20 protein-coding genes are annotated in these 21,516 nt (G+C 27.7%); 1 reads left to right on the top strand and 19 read right to left on the bottom strand.

Translation table 11 applies throughout. The annotated features are described in order from the left end of the window. Positions 1–92 precede the first annotated feature (92 nt). From FNZ64_RS05550 to FNZ64_RS05535, 4 genes are all read right to left on the bottom strand, one after another. Complete coding sequence (locus tag FNZ64_RS05550; RefSeq protein WP_142413869.1) at positions 93–1,325, bottom strand: DUF2812 domain-containing protein; 1,233 nt, start codon at positions 1,323–1,325, stop codon at positions 93–95. Next, the gene (locus FNZ64_RS05545; RefSeq protein WP_142413868.1) at positions 1,325–1,651 is read right to left on the bottom strand and encodes a PadR family transcriptional regulator; all 327 of its coding nucleotides are present in this window, start codon (positions 1,649–1,651) and stop codon (positions 1,325–1,327) included. Before FNZ64_RS05545 ends, FNZ64_RS05550 begins: the two co-directional genes overlap by 1 nt. A gap of 204 nt (positions 1,652–1,855) precedes the next feature. Further along, complete coding sequence (locus FNZ64_RS05540; protein ID WP_142413867.1) at positions 1,856–2,521, bottom strand: M48 family metallopeptidase; 666 nt, start codon at positions 2,519–2,521, stop codon at positions 1,856–1,858. A 73-nt stretch (positions 2,522–2,594) separates the two neighbouring features. After that, positions 2,595–5,690 carry a type I restriction endonuclease subunit R gene (locus FNZ64_RS05535; RefSeq protein ID WP_142413866.1) on the bottom strand — a complete coding sequence of 1,032 codons (3,096 nt, stop codon included), beginning with the start codon at positions 5,688–5,690 and terminating at the stop codon, positions 2,595–2,597. A 167-nt stretch (positions 5,691–5,857) separates the two neighbouring features. Between FNZ64_RS05535 and FNZ64_RS15095 the strand changes: the two genes are divergently transcribed. Then, complete coding sequence (locus FNZ64_RS15095) at positions 5,858–5,935, top strand: helix-turn-helix domain-containing protein (RefSeq protein WP_142414127.1); 78 nt, start codon at positions 5,858–5,860, stop codon at positions 5,933–5,935. Between the two features lie 189 nt (positions 5,936–6,124). On the opposite strand, the gene FNZ64_RS05525 is transcribed toward FNZ64_RS15095, so the two are convergent. The 15 genes from FNZ64_RS05525 to FNZ64_RS05455 form a co-directional block, all read right to left on the bottom strand. Continuing rightward, positions 6,125–6,610 carry a hypothetical protein gene (locus tag FNZ64_RS05525; protein ID WP_142413865.1) on the bottom strand — a complete coding sequence of 162 codons (486 nt, stop codon included), beginning with the start codon at positions 6,608–6,610 and terminating at the stop codon, positions 6,125–6,127. Continuing rightward, entirely contained in the window at positions 6,611–7,324 is a 714-nt protein-coding gene (locus FNZ64_RS05520; RefSeq protein ID WP_185903689.1) for a DUF3800 domain-containing protein, read from the bottom strand. Between the two features lie 192 nt (positions 7,325–7,516). Beyond that, positions 7,517–8,707 carry a restriction endonuclease subunit S gene (locus tag FNZ64_RS05515; protein ID WP_142413863.1) on the bottom strand — a complete coding sequence of 397 codons (1,191 nt, stop codon included), beginning with the start codon at positions 8,705–8,707 and terminating at the stop codon, positions 7,517–7,519. 8 nt (positions 8,708–8,715) lie between these two features. Further along, a complete protein-coding gene (locus tag FNZ64_RS05510; protein ID WP_142413862.1) occupies positions 8,716–10,203 on the bottom strand; it encodes a type I restriction-modification system subunit M in 1,488 nt (495 codons plus the stop codon). A 233-nt stretch (positions 10,204–10,436) separates the two neighbouring features. Further along, entirely contained in the window at positions 10,437–13,430 is a 2,994-nt protein-coding gene (locus FNZ64_RS05505) for a YobI family P-loop NTPase (RefSeq protein WP_341472629.1), read from the bottom strand. Positions 13,431–13,556: 126 nt separating this feature from the next. After that, positions 13,557–14,774, bottom strand: coding sequence for a transposase (locus FNZ64_RS05500; protein WP_142413083.1), 1,218 nt, complete (start codon positions 14,772–14,774; stop codon positions 13,557–13,559). A 114-nt stretch (positions 14,775–14,888) separates the two neighbouring features. Next, positions 14,889–15,809 carry a YobI family P-loop NTPase gene (locus tag FNZ64_RS05495; RefSeq protein WP_142413860.1) on the bottom strand — a complete coding sequence of 307 codons (921 nt, stop codon included), beginning with the start codon at positions 15,807–15,809 and terminating at the stop codon, positions 14,889–14,891. A gap of 98 nt (positions 15,810–15,907) precedes the next feature. Next, positions 15,908–16,429, bottom strand: a complete 522-nt coding sequence (locus tag FNZ64_RS05490) for a hypothetical protein (protein ID WP_243129204.1) — start codon at positions 16,427–16,429, stop codon at positions 15,908–15,910. Between the two features lie 179 nt (positions 16,430–16,608). After that, positions 16,609–16,929, bottom strand: a complete 321-nt coding sequence (locus FNZ64_RS05485; RefSeq protein WP_142413859.1) for a DUF3267 domain-containing protein — start codon at positions 16,927–16,929, stop codon at positions 16,609–16,611. Beyond that, a complete protein-coding gene (locus tag FNZ64_RS05480; protein WP_142413858.1) occupies positions 16,893–17,222 on the bottom strand; it encodes a hypothetical protein in 330 nt (109 codons plus the stop codon). Before FNZ64_RS05480 ends, FNZ64_RS05485 begins: the two co-directional genes overlap by 37 nt. Positions 17,223–17,303: 81 nt before the next feature. After that, the gene (locus tag FNZ64_RS05475) at positions 17,304–17,747 is read right to left on the bottom strand and encodes a hypothetical protein (protein ID WP_142413857.1); all 444 of its coding nucleotides are present in this window, start codon (positions 17,745–17,747) and stop codon (positions 17,304–17,306) included. A gap of 396 nt (positions 17,748–18,143) precedes the next feature. Beyond that, positions 18,144–18,623: a glutathione peroxidase gene (locus tag FNZ64_RS05470; RefSeq protein ID WP_142413856.1), complete on the bottom strand. Its 480-nt coding sequence runs from the start codon at positions 18,621–18,623 to the stop codon at positions 18,144–18,146. Beyond that, on the bottom strand, positions 18,623–19,060 hold the full coding sequence (locus FNZ64_RS05465) for a MarR family winged helix-turn-helix transcriptional regulator (RefSeq protein ID WP_142413855.1): 438 nt from the start codon (positions 19,058–19,060) through the stop codon (positions 18,623–18,625). The genes FNZ64_RS05470 and FNZ64_RS05465 overlap by 1 nt, the downstream gene beginning before the upstream one ends. A 324-nt stretch (positions 19,061–19,384) precedes the next feature. Then, entirely contained in the window at positions 19,385–19,936 is a 552-nt protein-coding gene (locus FNZ64_RS05460) for a CD3072 family TudS-related putative desulfidase (protein ID WP_142413854.1), read from the bottom strand. A 28-nt stretch (positions 19,937–19,964) separates the two neighbouring features. Continuing rightward, a complete protein-coding gene (locus FNZ64_RS05455) occupies positions 19,965–21,323 on the bottom strand; it encodes an ABC transporter substrate-binding protein (RefSeq protein WP_142413853.1) in 1,359 nt (452 codons plus the stop codon). Positions 21,324–21,516 lie beyond the last annotated feature (193 nt).

The raw sequence follows: 21,516 nt of genomic DNA, 5'->3' as shown, positions 1-21,516 counted from the left end.
CAATTTTTAATCCTTACTTATAGTAAAAATTTCTTCGGAATCTTAGTATATCCACTTATTAAACAAGACCTATATAATTAGACTAGGTCTAATTATATAGGTCTCTTTTTAGTTCTAAAATAAAATCTTAATATCTTAGAGTATTTATACATAAAGATTATTAACGGCACTAATATAGTTAACGTAAGTCCTACCATAGCAGGCAACATTTCCATTGTTCTTGAAATGTCTGTAAGTAAAAGAAGTACTATTTTTATAACACCATGACCTAAAATACCTATCATAGGTATATAAAAAATTGAATGAGTTAAAAGCATTTTCTTTGCATTAGATATAACTTCTTCCTCTGTGTATATATTAGGTCTTTCATCTGCATATTCCTTGCTCCACAAGCTCCACTTAACAGGTAGTCCCCCTCCAGTGTATACTAAATTCCAATTATCTTGCTTTAATATTTCATAATAAGAAGCCTTAGTGTCATTTTGAAAATCTAATATATATCTAATCTTTCTAGGAGTTCCTTTTTTAAAGTAAAATTTATTATCTCCTAGTCTTTTTACTTTTTCAAGGTTAAAGCCTTGACTCTCCATATTCTCTAACCAAATTTCTAGCTTGTCTGGTTCTAAAAGGGTAGGTCCTACTTTTTCTATTAAATTAAAATTATCCTTAGATTTATCTAAGTTCTCAGGTTTAAATTCTTCTTCTAGCTCTAAATAACTAGGATCTAAATCTGCTTTTAATTCTTTTTGATTTTTCCCTAATTTAATAATTGGATATATAAAAAGACTTATTATAAAAAATGATTTTCCTACATCTAAAAGGTCCTTAGTTGTAAAATGAGAGGTTTTTATATCAGGTATTCTATTTAAGGATACTTCATTTATAAATTTAATATCGCCAATGCCAAAAAGATAAGCAATTATCATAGGTAATAAAAAGATTAACATTATACCTGTGATTACAGTAAAATAAGTTGGAATTATAGATAAAAGAATAGAGGCTATTTTATACCTATTTAATAAAGGTTCCCTTGATGGTGTAGCTTTTATGTCTTCCATAGGTTTTTCATTAGCTAGAAAAAACCATCTCCCTTTATTGCAAACCTTATGCCACCCATTCCTTATTAAATAAGGCTGAAGCTCTGTAACCCCCTTATTTTCATAAGATATTCTGTAATTAAGAGAGAGGGCATCAGATTTTTCAAAGGTAAATATTTTTAAATGGGGATTAACATCTTTTAAGATATACCCTTGCAGGGCTTTTTCTTTTAACCAGTTTTCTATAGCCTTGATTTTAAAACTCCAAAAGGGTTTAAAAACTCTCATTAAAACTCCTCCTCATACCTTATGGCATTATTGTATACTTCTTTAATTCTACCAATTTCAGCCTTTATCAAAGTTCTCCCTAAATCCGTTATTTCATATACAGTTTTTCTCTGTTCATCAGAGTAAACAGAAATAACCTGGCTCTTTTCCATCTTGCTTAATGTTCCGTAAACCGTTCCAGATCCTAATTTTATTCTTCCACTGGTTATCTTCTCAACATGTTGTATTATTCCATAACCATGCCTTGGCTCTGTTAGGGAAAGAAGAATATAAAAAGCTGTTTCAGTCATGGGCATATAAGCTTTTAAAACTTTATCAATACTCATTAATTCTCTTTAGTGAGAGTGTACTGTAAGCACCACATCCTCACCAAATCCATCCCCCTTCCTTATGAATAAATTTGTAATATATCATGATGTGACATATCATGGTTAAACTATATCACACCGTGACATAGTTGTAAATAGGATTTTACTCAAAAAAAATAAAAATTAAAGAGAAGTTAGAATTAACCTCACTTTAATTTTTTGTTATCTCTCCTCCAATTTATCCTTTCTCCACTTCCAATTAGGCATATGCACACTCATATATTCCCAAAATTCCTTGCTATGATTAGGATACTTTAAATGAGCTAACTCATGAAGTATAACATACTCAATACAATATCTAGGTTTCTTAATTAGCTCTAGATTAAGATTGATTTTTCTACTTTCAACGTTACAGCTACCCCATCTTGTTTTCATAGTTATTACTCTAATGCTTTTAACTTCTTCTTTAACTACCTCTTCATATTGATGTACTAATTCTGTAAACTTCTTTTTAGCTTTATCCATATACCACTTCTTTAGTAATTCTTCTTTTCTTTTTAAGTTGCCTTTATCTTTAACGTAAATCTCTATATACCCTCTATATAACCTTACTCCTTCTTCTTTAGCTTCAATTACTTTTAATCTATAGTTCTTTCCTAAATATCTGAAGTTCTCTCCACTTACCATTTCTTTTACTTCCGGTTTATTATAATTTTCGTCAAAGTGTTTTAATTGAGCTTCTATCCACTCTTTTCTATTATCTATGACCCTTTCAACATAATCATTTGTAGCAGCTTCTGGTACTGTTAAGTGTACTGATCCATCTCTTTTTACTTTTAACGTTACATTCTTTACTTTCTTTTTATAGATTTGTATATTTTCTTTCATAGTTTTTCTCCTAGATGATATTTTCATCTTAACATAAAACTTACATATTTCTATGTAAGCCTTAATCTTTTGTTTATCTTCCGTATTTTCTAATTGATATAGTTATTGTTTTTTCTAGTATCTTGTCTGTATCTAGTGATACTTCATATTCATCTTCCAAATCCCATAGTTTCTCTTCTAAGTCTTGACTTATTTGGTTATGAATATCCGTATTTGTAGTCCAATCTGGTTTTGCTGCATATGTCTTTATTATTTCATCAAATTGTAAGGAGGTATTTGCCACAATATGCTCTAATTGCTCTTCTGGTGCTTTAGCTGAAATTGTTTCATATATATCTTTTTTAATGTTGTCATATATGACTTGAGCTGGTTTATTACTAGAAATAGAGCAAGGGTATGTTTCTTCTACTGATCCATTTCTAACATCAGTCATTACATCATTCATACTGCTTAGGTATTCTTCTTCAGAAATCCTATGTCTTCTATATTCTTCAAGAACTCTTTTGATCCTATCCTTTAAAGCTTCATAGTATGCAGGGTTTTCATCATACTTCATAGTAATAACTTTATCTAATGCATTTCTTATGGTATCAGCTTTAGCTCTTTTACCTTCTACTCTTTGAATTTCTTCATCAAAGTTTTTGTCATCAAATATATTAACTAATTTAGTAAGTCTATTTACTTCATTTGCACTTATATAAGTGTCTAGTAGCTTTTGCATTTGCTCTTCATATTCGCCAAAGTCAACTTCTTCATGGTATCTTAATCTTACACTTTTTCTTAGATTACTAAAGAATTTAAGCTCTTTTTTGTAGTTCTCTAATTCCTCTTTTGATAGTAAATCTAATATTCCTTGAGAAGCTAAACATATATTTAAGCTTTTAGCATAATTCTTTAATCTGTCATAAAAGTCTAGCCTTTTACTTTCATCAGCTAGATATACTTCATATTCTTCCTTGTCAGTTTTGTTCTTAATAGAATTAAATATATCCTTTAAATATGAATAGTTTGATTTTAATTCAGCTAAATGCTTCTTTATATCTATAACTGCACCTTTAATATCATCTTCTTCAAAACCCTCTAATGAGCTATATGAAGTTAAGGCTTTATCTAGATTACCTAAAAGACCTCTGTAGTCAATTATATATCCATAGTCTTTCCCTTCATATAATCTATTAACTCTCGCTATAGCTTGAAGTAACTTATGCTCTTTTAATTCCTTATCTACATATAATCCAATTGCAGGCGGTGCATCAAATCCTGTTAATAATTTATCCACTACTATTAGAATTTCTACATCTTCACCATAACAAAATTCATCTTTTATTTTAGTTTCATAGTCATCTAAATTGCCATGTTCCCTAACTATTCTTTCTAATTCCTTTTGTACAAGAAGTTTATTTTCATCATGTATATCATCATTACCTTCTCTGTTATCTGCTGAGGATATTACAAAGGCTGTTTTTACATCTCCATACTGTTGAAAAATTTGATGATATCTTATAGCCTCAAACTTAGATGAAGTTGCAAGCATTGCTTTAAACCCTGTTCCTTGCCATGTGTTTTTATAATGTTCATTAATATCTAGAGCTATCATTTCTAGTCTTCTTTCACTAGATGCAACCTTTTGGAATCTTCCCCATTTTATCTTTAAGTCTTCCTTTTGCTCTTCATTAAGATTTCTTGATATCATTTCAAACTTTCTTTCAAGACCTAATTCATCATTAATCCATTGATCAACTAACCTTCCTTCATATAATAAAGGTAGCACAGCCTTATCATCTACGGCTTGATTTATTGTATACCTATGAATCTCCTTCCCAAACTGAGTAAAGGAGTTTTTATCCTTCTTCATAAGGGGCGTTCCTGTAAAACCAATATAACAACCACTTGGGAATACTTTTCGCATCTTTGCATGAAGTTGTCCATTTTGTGTTCTATGAGATTCATCTACAAGAACAAATATATTAGGGTCATCTATCTTTGAGCCTATATTAAATACCTTATCAAATTTATTAATAATAGTAGTTATTATCTTACTTTTCTTACTTTTAAGCTGACTATTTAAATGACTTCCACTAGAAGCTTTAATTATATCTTTGCTAAATCCACTATGTTCAAAAGTTTTCTTAATTTGAGAGTCTAATTCTTTTCTATCTGTAACTATAATTATCTTTGCATTATTTACCCTTCTTCTTAAAGCTCTTGCAAGCATAACCATGGTTAAAGATTTACCACTCCCTTGGGTGTGCCATATAAGACCACCATTTCTTCTACCTGAGTTATCAAAAGTCTCTATTCTTTCTAGTGTTCTTTTAATTCCAAAGTATTGTTGATATCTAGCTACCTTCTTAATATTGTTATCAAATAGTGTATACTCTCTTATAATCTCAAGAACCCTATCTAAATTTAATAATGAAACGATGCTTCTATCTAATTCCGTAGCTAATCTTCCTTTAACATAGTTTTCAACCTTTACATCATCTTCTTCCTGCCATACAGACCAAAACTTAGCTGGTGTTCCTGTTGTAGCATATCTAGCTTCTCTAGTATTTCCTGCTAACACCAATTGAACATATTTAAAAAGATGTGGTATGTTATCTTTTTTCTGATTACCAATCATTTGTGATATTCCTTGCTTTAATGAAATAGCACTTGCTTTAAGCTCAATAGCACAAAAAGGAATGCCATTGATAAATAAAACTATATCTGGCCTCTTAGTTTTTTCCTCACCAGATAAGTCTTGTTTTTCAACCACAAACTCTTGAGTAAAATGAAAATCATTATTTTTAGGATTATCCCAATCTATATATTTTAAAGAAAATGACTTCTTATTTCCGTCTTCTAGAAATTCTTCTAAACTCTTAGTCATAACAAGTTCATAATATATTTTTTCATTAGCCTTAATTAAGCCTTCTGTTAAGGACATATCAAGACTATCAATAGCTTTATTAATATTACTCTCAGAGAACTTTCTTTCAGTACCCTTATATTCAAAACTATTAATATCCATTAATTTTTTTCTTGTTATATCTTTTAATATAACCTCTTTAAGTCTACCACCCCTAAGAGCAACACATTCTTCCGGTTCAATATACTTATACCCCATGTTCTTAAGTAACTCTATCACATTATCTTGATCATATCCCTCTAAATATGGATTATCCATCCCTCTTCCCCCTGATTTCTACATTTATACTTCTATTATACAAAAGAAAAGGTAGAGATTAAATACCTCTACCAATAAAATTATATACTATCTAAGTATGTTCCAACTTCATCAGGAATCTCTACTTGAAAGCTAAATCCCTTAAGCCCTTTTTCTTGTAATTTAATATGACTCAAAGAGAACTAGCAGAAAGAATTGGAATGTCAGTAAAAACTATTAATGAAATCCCGTCTATTAACAACTAATGGACTTTGTTAAAATTAAAATATCAATATAAAATGAATAAAAATTTTATATTTGTTAAAAATATTAGTAATATATTAATTGGTGAATAATATATTATTAATGTATAGTATAATTAGTCGTATTTCTCTTTCAATAAATATTGAAATCTGAAATCCTATATGCTATCATAATATTAGATAATCCTTTACTTAAAGTTTGGGATGTATAGAGGTTTCGGCTACTGAACCAGAATCAGTGGCCTTATTTTTTACCCATTTTGGATTTTTTCTTATAGCTAATGCTGTATGGGGGCTATCTGCAACATATGCAGTTATAAACTTAGCTTTTAAATCTTTTATTATTTTAATTATTACAACATAATCATCTTCACTTATAATTGCAACTCTTCTATTATTGTCATTAGTCTTATTTTTGTTATCATATCCCATATAAAGTTCTGCATTTTCATCCTTTAAAACACTTTCTATCCAATCAATTCTTTCAGCTCTCTTTTGCGAAAATACATCTTTAATCCCTCTTCTGTTACTGCTTTCATAAAAAGCATGCTCAAACATATCCTCATAAAACTTAACTTGATATCCATCAAAGGTTTCTATTTGTAAACTACAATATTTATTAATAAAGTGTTTCTTGTATTCATGTGATGTTTTATAAATTACTAAAGGGGGTCTCAATTATCTTCTCCCCCTTAAATCCATTTTAAATACATTAAACTTTTTATTGTATCTATTATTGGATGAATCTAATTCCGTATTAAGTCTATGTTCTAATTTACTTATAAGTTTATTCTTAGCTATAGCAGTTCCATGATTTTTATAATTATATTTGTAACCTACTGCCCCCATTAATACATCTTCCAATTGAAGAATTAATGATTCTTTTGAGTTAATTGCCTGTATGAGATTTACTCTATCTCCTGATTTAGCATTTAATATTTCCTTAAGTTCTTTTAACCTGGTATTTTTTCTATTAATTTTATAATCTGTATAAACATTATATTGATTATGTTTATCTATCCAATACACAAGCAATTGATAATAAAATTTATAAAATCCTAACTCTGAATCATCATTGTTATAAGTTTTCATATCTATTTGTTCAGCATCAATTACTATGCATCTAAATTTTAATTTTTCATCATAACTAAAAAACAGATCAATTAGCTCTTCATAAAAATCATACTTTGATGGTGTAACAGTCTTCCACTTAAATTCATTAAATACATTATGCTTTTTTTGAAGCTCCTTTATACTATTTTTTAATTCTTCTCTTATAGATTTATTAATCAATACCCCGCCAATACATATATATCTATTGTTAATTTTAATACTGTTTCTATTACAAAATAAATCTTGTCTACTTTCATCACAATATATTTCAATATCCAATATTCCACCTCCAATAACATTAAAATTCTACGTTGAAAATTATAACATACATATATCGCTATTCTGCATACATTTCTATGAAAATATCTTAAATTTAGCCATTATATTTGAATGAAATACGTATAAATAAGATATTAAATTAGCAATAAGCCCAAAGGTTAACTTATATTTATCTTTGAGCTATATTTATTATTATATTTTAACTCTAACTTCTCCGGTTAGTAATCTTTGCATTAAGCCTTTCTTTTGAAGTTTTAATGCTTCTAATTCTTTTTGTAATAGTTCTATTTCTTCATCTGCAGATATTAAAACTTCTGCTATTCTAACTTGTTCATTATAACTTGGCACTTTTACCATTAGCTTTAAAAAATCTTTTTTATTCATAACTCTATTTCTTCCAGCTCCGCCTGGAGAAATGTTAACTAACATATGCTTAAAATTAGGTTGCAAAATATAATATTTAAAAAATATCGGATATGCATTCCCTTTAAATTCATAAGTCGGAAACCTATGAGATACCAATTTATCTTCATCCATAGTATTTGCAACTGCTATTGCATGTTCCCATGCAAAAGTAATATTAACAATTAAATCATTACATTTTACTTTATATAATTTATCCATAGATACTGTTGATGGATCTTCTACAAATTCATGAAAAGTTCCTTTACCGTGACTTCTTAACCCCAGTCTCCAATATCCTTCATTGGGTTTGTCACATTCTCTACTAACAGGCAAAATATAATTTTCTAAGGTTTTATTATTCCATTCATCCTTAAATTCTTTAAATCTAACTTCTCCACTTAAAAGCCTTTGCATTAATCCTTTTTTAAACTCTTTTTTCTTCTCTATAAGTTGTGCTTGCTTTTCTATAGCTAAATCCCAAGTTGAAAGAATTTCTGCTATTTTTTCTTGTTCAATAATTAAAAATATCGGAATAATCATGTTATAATATTCATCTGCATTTATACCTGGTTGACCACTTCTTTGTGATGTAATTGAAACCCATTTAATATATTGTTCAGTTTCTAAATAATGTTTTAAAAAACAAACATCCAAGATCTTTGGATCTGGTGTAAATTTGATTAAGAAGCCAGCATAAACCAATTTTCCATCCGATTTTCTATATACATATGATTTTCCTGTTGTATTTCCAGTTCTGGCAAAAACAATATCGCCTTCTCTTAATATATAATTTTCTGAATCCTTATCATCCACACTTGCAACGTTTTGAGTTGAATACCTCCCTAATTCATCAATATCAGTTATTCGAATATACTTAGGTAAATATTCTTTAAATTCTACTGCTGGTGCTCCTATACCATATGTTCCTTTTCCTAAGCAACACTCTCCAAATTTTTTATAAACAATACCATTACCCATACTTTCACCTACATTCCAAGTTCATCCAAGTATTTATTTATTGTACTTTTTATTTCAGTTAAATCATATTCTAGTTCTTTAATTTCTTCTTTAACTAAACCCATATCAACTTTTTCTTCTTCTTCAAAAGTATCAACATACCTTGGAATATTTAAATTAAAATCATTCTCTTTTATCTCATCAAATCTAGCAATATGACAATACTTTTCCATTTCTTTTCTATTCTTATAAGCTTCTACTATCTTTTCTATATCTTCATCTCTTAAAACATTTTGATTTTTACTTTTTTCATAATCATTACTAGCATCTATAAATACTACATTGTTATCAGTTTTATTCTTCTTAAATATTAATATACAAGCAGGTATTCCTGTTCCAAAGAATAAGTTTTCTGGTAGTCCTACTACTGCATCTAACCAATTGTTTTCTATTATTTGCTTTCTTATTTTACCTTCACTTGCTGCTCTAAATAACACTCCATGAGGAAGTATTATTCCTGCCGTTCCATTTTCATTTAGTGAAGCTATCATATGAGATATAAATGCATAATCGCCTTTTGATTTTGGAGGTAATCCCATTTCAAATCTTCCATATATGTCTGAAGTTAAATCTTCTGCTCCCCATTTATCCAATGAGAATGGTGGATTTGAAACTATTTTATCAAATTTCATTAGTCTTTCATTTTCTAAATGAAGAGGGTTTCTTAAAGTATCTCCCCATTCTATAACTGCATCATTTATTTCATGTAAGAACATATTCATTTTAGCTAAGGCTTGTGTTTGACCGTTTCTTTCTTGACCATATAATCTAAAGTTTTGTGTTCCTACTTCTTTAGCTGCTTTTATAAGTAGTGATCCTGAACCACATGTTGGGTCATATATTCTATCTCCATCTTTGGCGTGAACAAGCTTTGCAAGTAATGTTGAAACTTCACCGGGGGTATAAAACTCTCCCCCTTTCTTACCTGCATCTGATGCAAAGTTAGCTATTAGAAATTCATATGCATCTCCTATAACATCACTTCCATCTAGCTTACTAGGTCTTAAATCTAGTGAGTCATCTGCAAAATCCTCTATTAAATTCTTTAGTGCTGCATTTCTTTCTTTAGTTCTTCCAAGTTCTGATTCTGAATTAAAGTCTATATTCCTAAATATACCTTCAAGTTTTTCCTTGTTATCATCTTCAATTTTCATTAATATTTTATTTATGATTTCACCAATGTTTTCTGCTGTTCTATTTTCATATATAACGTCAAAAGTACAAGAAGGATCTAATTGAAACTTTTCTCTCTTTAAACTCTTTTGAATTCTTTCTTCATTATCTCCAAATCTTGCTTTTAACTCTTCTAATTTTTCTTTATAAAAATCAGATACATACTTTACGAATAACATTGTTAATATGTAATCTTTATATTTTGAACTATCCATAGTACCTCTAAAGGTATCGCATGCCTTCCATACTACTTTTATAACGTCTTGTGATGTCGTTTTACTCATAAGATAATTTCCCCTTACGTTTAATTATATTCTTTATTAAATTAAGCAACTACAGTTGCAATTAAATCTTGTATAACTAGTTAATACTTATAATTATAACATTAATTTAATATAAGAAAAATAGTCACAAAATAACCGCCTATTTAGTTTTTTTGCACTTTACATAATGAAAAAGGAGAATAGATTTTTCATCTTTTCTCCTCTGAATTCTTAAAAATTAATAAATATTAATATTATCTTATAAACTTATTACTATTTCTATTATTTAAATATAATCTAATATTATTTCCATCTTCTTCAAGCTTTTTTATGTATTCATTATCTTTTAAAACACAGGCAAGATTCTTATTAACTTCACTATTTTCTATAGTAACCCTTGTTTTTTTATTTACTATATTAGCATATGGTTGTCCTAGTTGTTTAAGAAATAAAGAAATTTTATTTGAATTCAAATGTTTCACTTGACTACTTAAAATTTGAACTTTATTTTCTGTTGCATTACTAATTTCCATTATATATTTTAATAAATTCTTATCTAACTCTTTATCTAATTCATATTGTGAAACTATGGAAATTAGTTTATTATCTAATTCTTCTAGATGTTTATGATTCATTATAAAAGAACTAATATCCTTTAATACTTCTTCATCTATTGAAATATCCTCTATATCTATATTTTCAATTAAACAAATTATCTGATCATCTATAACAGGATTTAATTTTAATAATAATTGTATATCATTTAAGTCAACTTTATAACTTTCTTTATCTTCTAAATATTGTTCAAAGTTGTTTTTTAAGAGCAACATGTGAGCATCTAATAAGTTTTTCTTTAATAAATTATAATTTTTCACATTTAATAATATACATTTGTTATTTATTAAAATTTCCATTCTATCCTTAGATACATTTATAAATTCTTTTATATTACTTTCTTTAAATTCTATTAATTTTATTAATACTTCAAAATAAACTTCTTCTATTTCATCACATAATATTAAGCTCTTTCCAAGATTATAAACTGTATCGTCCTCAAAGTCTTCTACTTGAATCTTTCCTAATTCTTTGTAAATACCTCCATTGTTAAATAACTTAATTAATGTTTCATCTATTTCAAAACTTTCATAATAACTTATTATGTTATTCCAATTAACTTCAAATTTAGACTGATTTAAAGCTTTACTCCATAAATCCCTAGGTATTTTTTCGATAGATTTAATTTTAATATTTTCCTTTTCTAAAATTTTCAATTTATTTTCATCTGAAATATCGTCATTATTAAACAACTCAACAATTATTTCTTCTGATTCTTTAGTATTAGATTTTAAAACTAAAAATACTTCTTCAACATAACAATCAATATTTTGGTCTATATATTTAATTAACTCCTTACATTCACTACTTTTTATGGTTGAATAATTTGATGTTTCCAAGGTTTCAAGTAACTTTACATTACTGGAGTATTGTTCAATAAATAGCTGAATGTTTTTTTCATTAATTTCATATCTATCTTCATTATATACAAATTCTAGTAATTCACCCTTGTAACTATGCTTATCTATATACTTGAACTTAACATCTAATTTAATAATTAATTGCTTAACCTTATCTAAATAATTATCCTCTTCAATTAGATTTAAAAATCCAGGCATATCTGAGATATAATTTGTTAAAACATTATTTTTATTCATTTTAATAATATCATCTATATCTCCAAACTTAAGTATTTTTCTTAAATAATCATCTAATTCTGCTTCGGATTTTTCACATATATACATCCACATATTATCCCAATTTTTACAAAGATCTTTCATAAAAATTTCATTATATTCTGTTATATCTATATATTGGTTTATAAAATTGAAACTGCTATCACTTTCATTGGTTAATTGCGTTATTAATATTTTGTAATATTCTTCATATTGAGATACACCATTTTTATTTTTTATAATATAATCAACTAAGCCATAATTTAAAATATATTCTTTTTCAAACTGATAAGCTTTTAATTTTTTTAATACAGATTCATATTTAACTAATTTATAACTATGTTCTGTAGTTTTTTCAAAAGCTATGTTTTTCAAGAAATTTCTATCCTGTGTTGTTAATGTTCCTTCATAAAAATATGAAGTATACTCATAGTAATCTTCTTCAATATATCCTTTTTTAATAAATAACATTAATAATTCTTCTTTGAATATTTTATAGTCTTTTGTTTTCCCTAATTCATAGTTATTAATAATTTCCTTCAAGGGTAATGAATTGATGATTCTTTTTTGCTTATTTAATTTGTATAACTTTTCTTTTAATTTATGTATTAACTCATTCATAGTATCTTCTTTTAAATCTAGTATCTTTTTTCTTCCTTCATATTCTTCTATAATTGGTAGTAATGATGCATCTATATCTTTTTTTATATGCTCTAAATTATGTTCATCCAGTAACCTATTTATATCAACATGATAACCAATAGAGTGTATATACATACTTCCTGTACCATGTTTTTGCGTAAGCTTATAGTTATATACTATCCTTAACTCCTCTAGGTCATGTAAATGTTCTTTTTTGGCTATATCTATTTTTTCTTTTATTTCAACACATTCTTTTTCAATCTTATCAACACTTTCTTTTATTAATTCATGCCTATTATTGAAGATTTCATATACCATACCCTCATCATTTTGCAATTTAGAAAAATCAACTGGATATAAATTTTTATATACAATTATAGCTAATAACTTTTCATAAAATTCACTATCCCATTTTTTTTCATCTTTGTTGTTTTTAGTTTCCTCTTTGCTACTTTTTTTATCTCCCTCTTCTTGTTTGGATTCGTTTTCTTTTTTATTTTTTTTTGATTCTTCATTTAAATCCAATTTTTCATTTATCTCCAAGTTATTTTTATATATTATGAATTCATTATATATATTTTTAATTACCCTCATATCATTTATTAAATAAGTTAAATCAGTTATCAAATCTTCTTTTATACCTTTTAGTTCATTAGTTTTTTTAAATTTATTAAGTAAGATTTCACATGTATTAGATGAATTAGCTACTTGAAGCACTGGTATAATAAAATCAAAAAATTTAGTTCTGTTTTTATGACTTATTTTGTCATCCATATATAACATGCTCTCATTCTCTTTTTGCTCACTACCAAACATGCTATCCTTTAGAGCATAAATAAAAACAACTTTTTGAGATATTTGTTCACAATTATTAATTGAGCAAATTGCACAATTAGATTTTTAATATTTGTGAAAATGAGTTACTAAAAACACTAAAAAAGATAATAGCAAAGCTAAGCACTACCGTGCCTGTGGATAACTTATTATTTTTTGAAAGTTATTTTATGCTACTTTCTTTAAGTCGTGAGGCTGATTGACTGCAATAGTACCTGCTACTAATGTAATACAATTTAATAAAGCAAATATTTTAGCCTTACGTATTCCTGCGGAACGGATATTATCAGTACTCAGATATTCCTTTAAGAGAGAGTTACATCTCTCAACAGAGCTTCTTTTATTGTACAGATATTGCCATTCCTTTGAATCTCTTAAAGGATAACTATAAAATCTGTTATTTTTTTTATAATTTACTTTATGGCATAAACCATAGTTAGAATTACTACACCAACTCATCCCGTACGGACAGTTTACTTTACTAACTGCATGAGGACATCTAAACTTTAAATAGTTTCCGTCCTTTCCCCAATATGTTAATGGATATCCAAGAGAACATATTGGATGAAAATTTTCATTCATGCCTTCTGGAGGAGCATATGCTCCTCTAGTATTTAATGCTATTATAGGTTGAGCTTTAATAATATGAGTGATGTAATCATAGACTTTTTTATAATCATAGCCTGAATCCATAATGTAATTTACTGATTTAAATGTTGAACCATAGGTATTTTTGAATTTAGCTATTAGTGGTAAAGCCATATCTCCATCATTATAACTAGCAGGGCTAAGTAATATACTTAATGGCAATTCACTTTTGCAGTCAGCAAGTATGTGTAATTTAAATCCAAACCACTTTATTTTATTGCCATCTGTATCATTTTTAGCTCCCCAGTTAGGAGAGACTCCATCCTTTTTAAGTTTAGATGATGGTTTGGATTTTTCATAAGCATTTAACTTAGTAGAATCTATGGCAATATTTGTACCTTCAATAATATTTAATTCCTTTGCTTTCAATATAAGAGATTCAAAGTCTCTTTCAAGCTCATTAGAGCTAGAAATTTTATCTAAAAATCTGCTAAATGTTGAAGCAGAAGGTGCACGATCCAAAACATTAATACCGCAGGTATATCTAAAAACAGGATCTGTTTCAAGTCTATCGACTAATTTTTTTATTGTTTTAATTTGCTCTAATTGCATTGCAATTAATGAATATAACAAAGTTAAAGAATCCCACCCTTTCGGGCCGCGCACAGCGCTTTTAGAAGATAAAAAATTTAAGATATTAGTAAAATTTAATTGAGCAAGAATCATCTCTAATTTTGTTTTTGGTTGATATTTTATAATTTCCTCAAAGGATAATAAACATTGTTGTTGAATATACATAAGTGAGGTTCACTCCTTTCGTTGGTTATTTTGGTCGTACTTAATATATTCAACATTTGGGGGTGAATCTCCTTTTTGTGTTGAGAAAAATTTAGCTGTATCAACAATTAAAAATTATGAAATTTGCTCAATTAATAAATTGAGTTGCCTTAACTTAGAGAAAATTTCTAAGTTGTTAAACCTATCCAAATCCTCAAAAATAACAACATTATGTTTAGTTACTTCAAAAAAATATATAATTTCATCTATATACTTATTAAATACAGATTCTTGTGACTCCTGAAATTCTGCTTCTGTATTTTTTATTTTTACTTTAAACTTACTTATATCCAAACTCTTAGCTAAGTATTTAACTAACATAGTTAATAAACATATATAAAATACTACACTAAATAATAGTAAACCACACACATAAATTTTTGATATTTTTAATTTTTGACTTACAAATAGTATTTTATTAGAAACAGTATTTATTAAATTTGGATTTAAAAATATAGCTGTTATTACTATAGTAATTGAAATAATAAATACCCTAATTAATATAGGGAATGTTTTTATATTATTAATTCTCTTAAATCTTGAATAAGGTATATCTTTATATTTAACTTTATAAAAAATTTGCTGTAATATTTGTTTTTCAATGCATTCATCACCATTTTCTTGTGAATTATCTTTTACATCATTCTTAAAATCAGCTAAGGATATATTTAAATATTTATATTCCTTATGTAGTGCTTCAAATGTCCTCAATATCGAACTTTTCCCTGATCCGTAAACACCAGTTAAAGCAATGTTTTTTATATTGTTATTTTGTAAAGCCCATTGAAGTGTTTCACAATAACTTTTATTTTTATCACATTCTACTCTAGGTGTTAAATCTTCATAATTGTAGGTATGTTGTTTTTCATCATCATTGATTTTAGTATCTTTTATTAATTTGTAGTCCATAATATTAACTTTTTGTATTAAACTAACCAATTTCTTATGTGCAAAATTTTTAAATTTAGTATTATATAAAAGCTTTCTTAATCCCATTATAACCAATCATCCCCTGATATTATTAACTTAAAATTCCAATAAACTGTATTTAATTCATTTTAAGTGTAAATAAAAACATGAATTTTTGTTTTAATTTACCTGCTTCTTCTACCACTCCATTCTTTCCAAAATTTAATATATCCATTATAATCAAATTCCTCTGTTGGTATATTCTTGGGTGAGCATTTATCATAGAAACTTTTAATTTCATCTACAAAATCAAAAACTACCTTTTTATATGCATTAAGTTCTATTTCTACCTCATGACCTTTTTCTGTAATTAATTTCACCTTTCCATTCCTATGTAGCACTGACCAATCTATTCCATTAGGACACCCACATATTTCAACGGTATCCTCAGTATCATGTGGGATAACAAAAAAACCACAGCAAGGTAACATCTGATTCGAACTTTCTTCTAATATATGATCTTCTTCAATTGATTTTAATAAATATATTGCAGTAGAACTTACTGTGCAGGAATAACTATCTGCAACTACTTCTTCTCCTATTTTTACAGATACATCACCATGAAGACATAAATCATCTGGATCATCTTTTTCACCATTTAACCAATATAGATCTAATATTTTAATAAGAAATTTTCCTTTCTCCATGTAACTAGCCCCCAAATTTTAAACTATTAAATTTCTTAATGCAACAGCCTCATAAGAAGCAAGCTAAAGGGTTTCTCTGAGGCTTAGAACTCTATTAATTTCTTTAACCATTAAAGCCTGAATATTAACTATCTCATTTATTGGAATCATGCCTAGATCTGCTTTCTTTAAAGTGCAACTCATCTTTCAAAAGCAACACATCCTACTAAGTAAGGATGATCAACTAATACTGCATTCTTTTCCTTACGAATCAACCATAAAATATATAGATCTCCGCCTCCAGCTAAAATGTGGAATATCCCAAATATAGCTAAAAAATAACTTCCTGATATTAATCCAATAATATACGGTAATACCCCTAAAATAATAGTTGGCATGGCACAACCTGCAACATATTCTTTAAATTTAAGCCCTTCATTACAACAACAATAAGGTGAAAATGTTGACCAATCTACTCCAAACCCTATAGCCTTCCACTTTTTTTCACAAAAATCCCCCATGTAAATCCATGAATTAATTCATGAGGTATAGCTCCTAGAAATACAATTAACCAAAATTCCGTATTTAATGGACCATAGGATTTGTGAATCCCCAGAAACAATAACCAACAAATTAATGAAATTGGTGCCGCACTTACCAATACCATAATATTTGCTTTTAAAGCGCTTACATTTAATTTTTTTTCTTTATATCCTTGTTCAAGCAGTTCCTCACGAACCCTAGTAAATTCTTCTAAACGTTTTTTTTGAATAGGGCTTAAATTCATCTTTTCCTTAGATTCTTTATTTTTCATTTTCATACTATCCCCTTGCTTAGTTCAACAATATTTTCTGAAACTCTATTAAATCCAACTTTTTAAATAGCTTTTCTACACTTAATTTAACACCTTTTTTATATATTCCATATCAATATCCTTGTTTGTAATTTTATATGTTTTTATTTTGGTTCTTTTATTATTGAAGCTCTCATATATGCTAATATAATTCTTATGATTTACAGCAATGGACATGCCATTGTTATCCTTTCCATAAATATTAATATAGTAAGTTTCTTTATTTTCCTCAGGTATATCTTTTTTATATTCTTTCAAATTTAATTGAGACATGTAGGTTAAAAATTCATTTATTTTCTTCTTATCCTTAATAGTTCTATCTTCATTATGACTTGAACTTTGAAACATAATATTTGTAAAATTATCTTTAGTATATTTGCTTAATATCAAATCGTCAAAAGAGCCTGTCTTAGGATATAAAAAATATGCTAGTATAAGAATTAATGATATAACTATGATAATTACAATACTTTTTCTTTTATTCATCCTCGCCCTTCCCCCTAAATGCATTTTACTTTTAATTATTTAGTAACTCTTCACAGTTTAATTTATTATATGTTAATTATAACATTATTTACAATGAAATTATTACTTCTGATATTAAAATAATTCTTATCCTATATAAAAATATTTTATAAAGGATAAAAAAAATGAACCCTATTAGTAAATTGAGTTCAATATGTGGCTGTTCCACTAATAAATTTACGTATAATATATTGATTTGCAAATTTAAAATTAGCACAATATATTGTAGTATTTATTCTTAATGCGACAGTCCCATAGGATAAGTATTTCTAGGCTTTAGTAAGAGTAAAAACTCCTACTAAAGCCTAGAACTTTTTTATTCAAAATAAACTTTTTTTCTTATATTTCTTAGATAACTTATTTCTTTAATAATTCAACAATATCTTCCTCGATAGCTTCTGGCTTTGTTGTAGGTGAATATCTTTTAACTACATTCCCTTGTCTATCTACTAAAAACTTTGTAAAGTTCCATTTAATTTTACTTCCCATAAGTCCACCTTTTTCTTTTTTTAAGAAAGTGTATAGCGGATCTTCATTTTTACCGTTTACATCTATTTTAGAAAACATAGGGAAAGTTACTCCATAATTTAAACTACAAAAATTTTGTATTGCGTTATTGCTACCAGGGTCTTGCTCTTTAAATTGGTTGCAAGGGAAACCTAGAACTACAAGGCCTTCTTTATCATGATCTTTATATAACTTTTCTAAGCCTTCAAACTGTGGTGTGAAGCCACATTTACTAGCTGTATTAACAATTAACATTACTTTACCAGCATAATCGGACATGCTGATTTCATCTCCAAAAATTCCTTTAACTTTGTAATCATAAATTGACATTACTCTTCATCACCTTTCGTTAGACGTCCAATCACCAAATATAATGCATCATATAGAGCTTTCGCTTCCTCATAATTCATATCTGTTAAATTAAATATACATTCTGGAATATGTTCTGCTTCTTTTTTTAATAATATTCCCTTATCTGTAAGTGAGATTAACATAACCCGTTCATCTTCAACACTTTTCTCTTTTAGAGCATATCCTTTACAAATTAATTTATTTATAACAGGAGTTAATGTATTGGAGTCTAAATATAATTTTTTACATAAATCTTTCATAAGAATCTCTTTTTCTTCCCATAATACTAGCATCACAATGTATTGGGTATAAGTTAAATCCAAGGGATCTAAATATGGTTTATATTTTTTTATAATTTCCTTTGATGCAATATATAATGGAAAACAAATTTGATTCTTTAACTTTAAAGTGTCCATATAAAATACCCCTAAAAACTTTTGTAATTTTAATCTTATACGATTGAATTTATATCTATAATACCATATTGAGTTTAAATGTCAAGTGGTAGGGGTATTCATTTATTCAAAATATATTAGGCTTTGCTGTATAAATCTTTTATTACCAGTTGAGATATACAATCCACTTTCATTGATAATCAAACACTCCTGTGTATAAATCTTATATTACTAGTTGCAGATATTAGGTGTATATTAAATATATATTCCATAACTATTGTCATATGAATCATATTACTGGCATAAAAATAAGGATAAGCATCTAGTGCTTACCCCCATTTTTTACTAACTTAATATCTCATTAAAATCGTACTTATCAATATCCCTTTCACTAATTCCTAAAAATTTAATATCTAAATTTTCTTCCTGAAGTAGATTTTTTAATTCTTCCATATATACTCCATATTCCTTTTCATATGTTACAGTTTCAGTTATCGCCTTAACTTCTTCAATGCCTGATAATTCCCCTATGTATGCCTTTGATTTACAAGTACCATCAACACCACAGCTTGGACTACCATTGACTCCTATAACATAATCTATTCTATAACCATTTTGTATATATTCCTTTGCCTGCTCCACTATAGGAGTTAGAAGTTCTCTACAGGTTTTTCTATAAAAGGGATTGTCAAATTGCTCTTTTACATGACCCCACCTTCTCATGCCATAGTGCATAAGCTCAGGACAAGGCAATTGAATTATGCCATAATCTCTTTCTATTAGTTCGTAGATTAACTTCTTTAATACAGAACTATATTTATGGCAAGGGGATTCTACCTTTGAATTAGCATTTAAATAACAATGCGACACTATACACATTTTTCTACTTTTATCCATAAATAATCACCTGATTTAATATAATAATCTAGTTACTTCTAGCTTCTTTCATTGCTTTTTCACCATTGGTTTGCGCATCTTTTAATGCTTCATCTACTGATTTTTTACCTTCAAATACTTGTTCAAGTTCTTTTCCTAGGGCATCTAAAGCTGGAATAGAACCTATATTTCTAGCACCTGTCCATCCTTTGTCTAAGGATTTTAAAGGTATCTCTTTTGCAGGATTTTCTTTTAAGAATTCTTTATACTCTTTGCTTTCCATAGCTGATTTTCTAACTGGAATATATCCTGTTTGCATTGAGAAATAAGCTGTATTTTCAGTATTTATAAGATGCTTCATATATAACCAAGCTGCTAATTTTTGTTCTGGAGTTCCTTTATTAAACATAGCTATGTTAGTACCATAATATAATTGGTCATCAGATTTATTAACTGGTAATGGAGCTAAAGACCAATTCCCTTTAAATCCTTTTTTAATATAAGGCAGTGCTGATGTTGAAGCTACACACATAGCTGCTTTTTTCTTTATAAATGTATTATTAGAATGTTTATCTTCTCCTGCTAATGTAGCTGTTTTGTCCTTTATCATTCCACTTATAAAACTAACTGCTTCCTTAGTTTCTGGTGTGTTAAAATTAATTTTGTCCTTATCTTCATCAACAACTTCTCCACCTGATTGTTTTACCCATATACCAATATCTGTAGAAATATTATTTTCAAATGCTATACCATAAACATCTGGTTTACCATCTTTATTTTTATCTTCACTTAATTTTTTACTTACTTCTTTAAGTTCATCCCAAGTCTTAGGTACTTGCACCCCTTTTTCCTTTAACATATCTTCATTATAATACATAACCATTTGACTTTTATTAAAAGGTAAGGTAAATTGCTTGTCCTTAAAAGTACCATCTTTATAGAAGATCTCTGGAATATCTTTAATCTCATCTTCTTTCATTCCAAACTTCTCATCTTTTTCATATGGTTTTAAATCTTGTACAAGATCCTTTTCCATATACCAAGTTAATCTATTATTATATATTTGAGTTATAGTAGGCAATGTATTACTCTTTGCAGCTCCCATAAGCTTCTCGAATAACTCCCTATAGCCCCCTTGGTTAACTAGTTTCACTTTTATTTTTGGATTTTTCTCTTCAAACTCTTTTGTTATTTTTTTAATACTTTCTTCATTAACACCTTTCATAGAATGCCAAAATTCAATTTCCACATTATCCTTAATTTCTGTTGGAATATCACCTTTAGCTTCTTTGCTTTCAGTTTTAGTTTCTTCCTTTTTAGAAGAATCCTTTGAATCTTTTCCTCCACAAGCCGTAAATGATAGTACCATTATGCCTGCAAGTAATGCTGAAATAAGTTTTTTTCTCATTTTCTTCCCCCCATTTAATTTAAGAATTTTATGTTTATATATTTTTATATTTTGTCCTATAATCAAAGTTCTTGGCTCTAAGGTGAGTTTTTACTCTAGCTAAAGCTTAGAATCCACTATCTAGAGACATAGATATTCTTTTACTCCACTTTGAATAAGATCATAGTATTAGAGCAAATAGTCATAGAGCAAT

This window comes from Hathewaya massiliensis (assembly GCF_902143515.1).
GTDB classification, from domain to species: domain Bacteria; phylum Bacillota; class Clostridia; order Clostridiales; family Clostridiaceae; genus Hathewaya; species Hathewaya massiliensis.
Note: the sequence above shows the minus strand (reverse complement) of the source record. Positions and strands in the feature narration are given on the sequence as shown.

What these genes read in the sequence shown, in the direction of transcription:
- FNZ64_RS05550 (WP_142413869.1), bottom strand. Translation starts at nt 1,325, where the DNA reads ATGAGAGTTTTTAAACCCTTTTGGAGTTTTAAAATCAAGGCTATAGAA.
- FNZ64_RS05545 (WP_142413868.1), bottom strand. Translation starts at nt 1,651, where the DNA reads ATGAGTATTGATAAAGTTTTAAAAGCTTATATGCCCATGACTGAAACA.
- FNZ64_RS05540 (WP_142413867.1), bottom strand. Translation starts at nt 2,521, where the DNA reads ATGAAAGAAAATATACAAATCTATAAAAAGAAAGTAAAGAATGTAACG.
- FNZ64_RS05535 (WP_142413866.1), bottom strand. Translation starts at nt 5,690, where the DNA reads ATGGATAATCCATATTTAGAGGGATATGATCAAGATAATGTGATAGAG.
- FNZ64_RS15095 (WP_142414127.1), top strand. Translation starts at nt 5,858, where the DNA reads ATGACTCAAAGAGAACTAGCAGAAAGAATTGGAATGTCAGTAAAAACT.
- FNZ64_RS05515 (WP_142413863.1), bottom strand. Translation starts at nt 8,707, where the DNA reads ATGGGTAATGGTATTGTTTATAAAAAATTTGGAGAGTGTTGCTTAGGA.
- FNZ64_RS05510 (WP_142413862.1), bottom strand. Translation starts at nt 10,203, where the DNA reads ATGAGTAAAACGACATCACAAGACGTTATAAAAGTAGTATGGAAGGCA.
- FNZ64_RS05500 (WP_142413083.1), bottom strand. Translation starts at nt 14,774, where the DNA reads ATGTATATTCAACAACAATGTTTATTATCCTTTGAGGAAATTATAAAA.
- FNZ64_RS05495 (WP_142413860.1), bottom strand. Translation starts at nt 15,809, where the DNA reads ATGGGATTAAGAAAGCTTTTATATAATACTAAATTTAAAAATTTTGCA.
- FNZ64_RS05490 (WP_243129204.1), bottom strand. Translation starts at nt 16,429, where the DNA reads ATGGAGAAAGGAAAATTTCTTATTAAAATATTAGATCTATATTGGTTA.
- FNZ64_RS05485 (WP_142413859.1), bottom strand. Translation starts at nt 16,929, where the DNA reads ATGGGGGATTTTTGTGAAAAAAAGTGGAAGGCTATAGGGTTTGGAGTA.
- FNZ64_RS05480 (WP_142413858.1), bottom strand. Translation starts at nt 17,222, where the DNA reads ATGAAAAATAAAGAATCTAAGGAAAAGATGAATTTAAGCCCTATTCAA.
- FNZ64_RS05475 (WP_142413857.1), bottom strand. Translation starts at nt 17,747, where the DNA reads ATGAATAAAAGAAAAAGTATTGTAATTATCATAGTTATATCATTAATT.
- FNZ64_RS05470 (WP_142413856.1), bottom strand. Translation starts at nt 18,623, where the DNA reads ATGTCAATTTATGATTACAAAGTTAAAGGAATTTTTGGAGATGAAATC.
- FNZ64_RS05465 (WP_142413855.1), bottom strand. Translation starts at nt 19,060, where the DNA reads ATGGACACTTTAAAGTTAAAGAATCAAATTTGTTTTCCATTATATATT.
- FNZ64_RS05460 (WP_142413854.1), bottom strand. Translation starts at nt 19,936, where the DNA reads ATGGATAAAAGTAGAAAAATGTGTATAGTGTCGCATTGTTATTTAAAT.
- FNZ64_RS05455 (WP_142413853.1), bottom strand. Translation starts at nt 21,323, where the DNA reads ATGAGAAAAAAACTTATTTCAGCATTACTTGCAGGCATAATGGTACTA.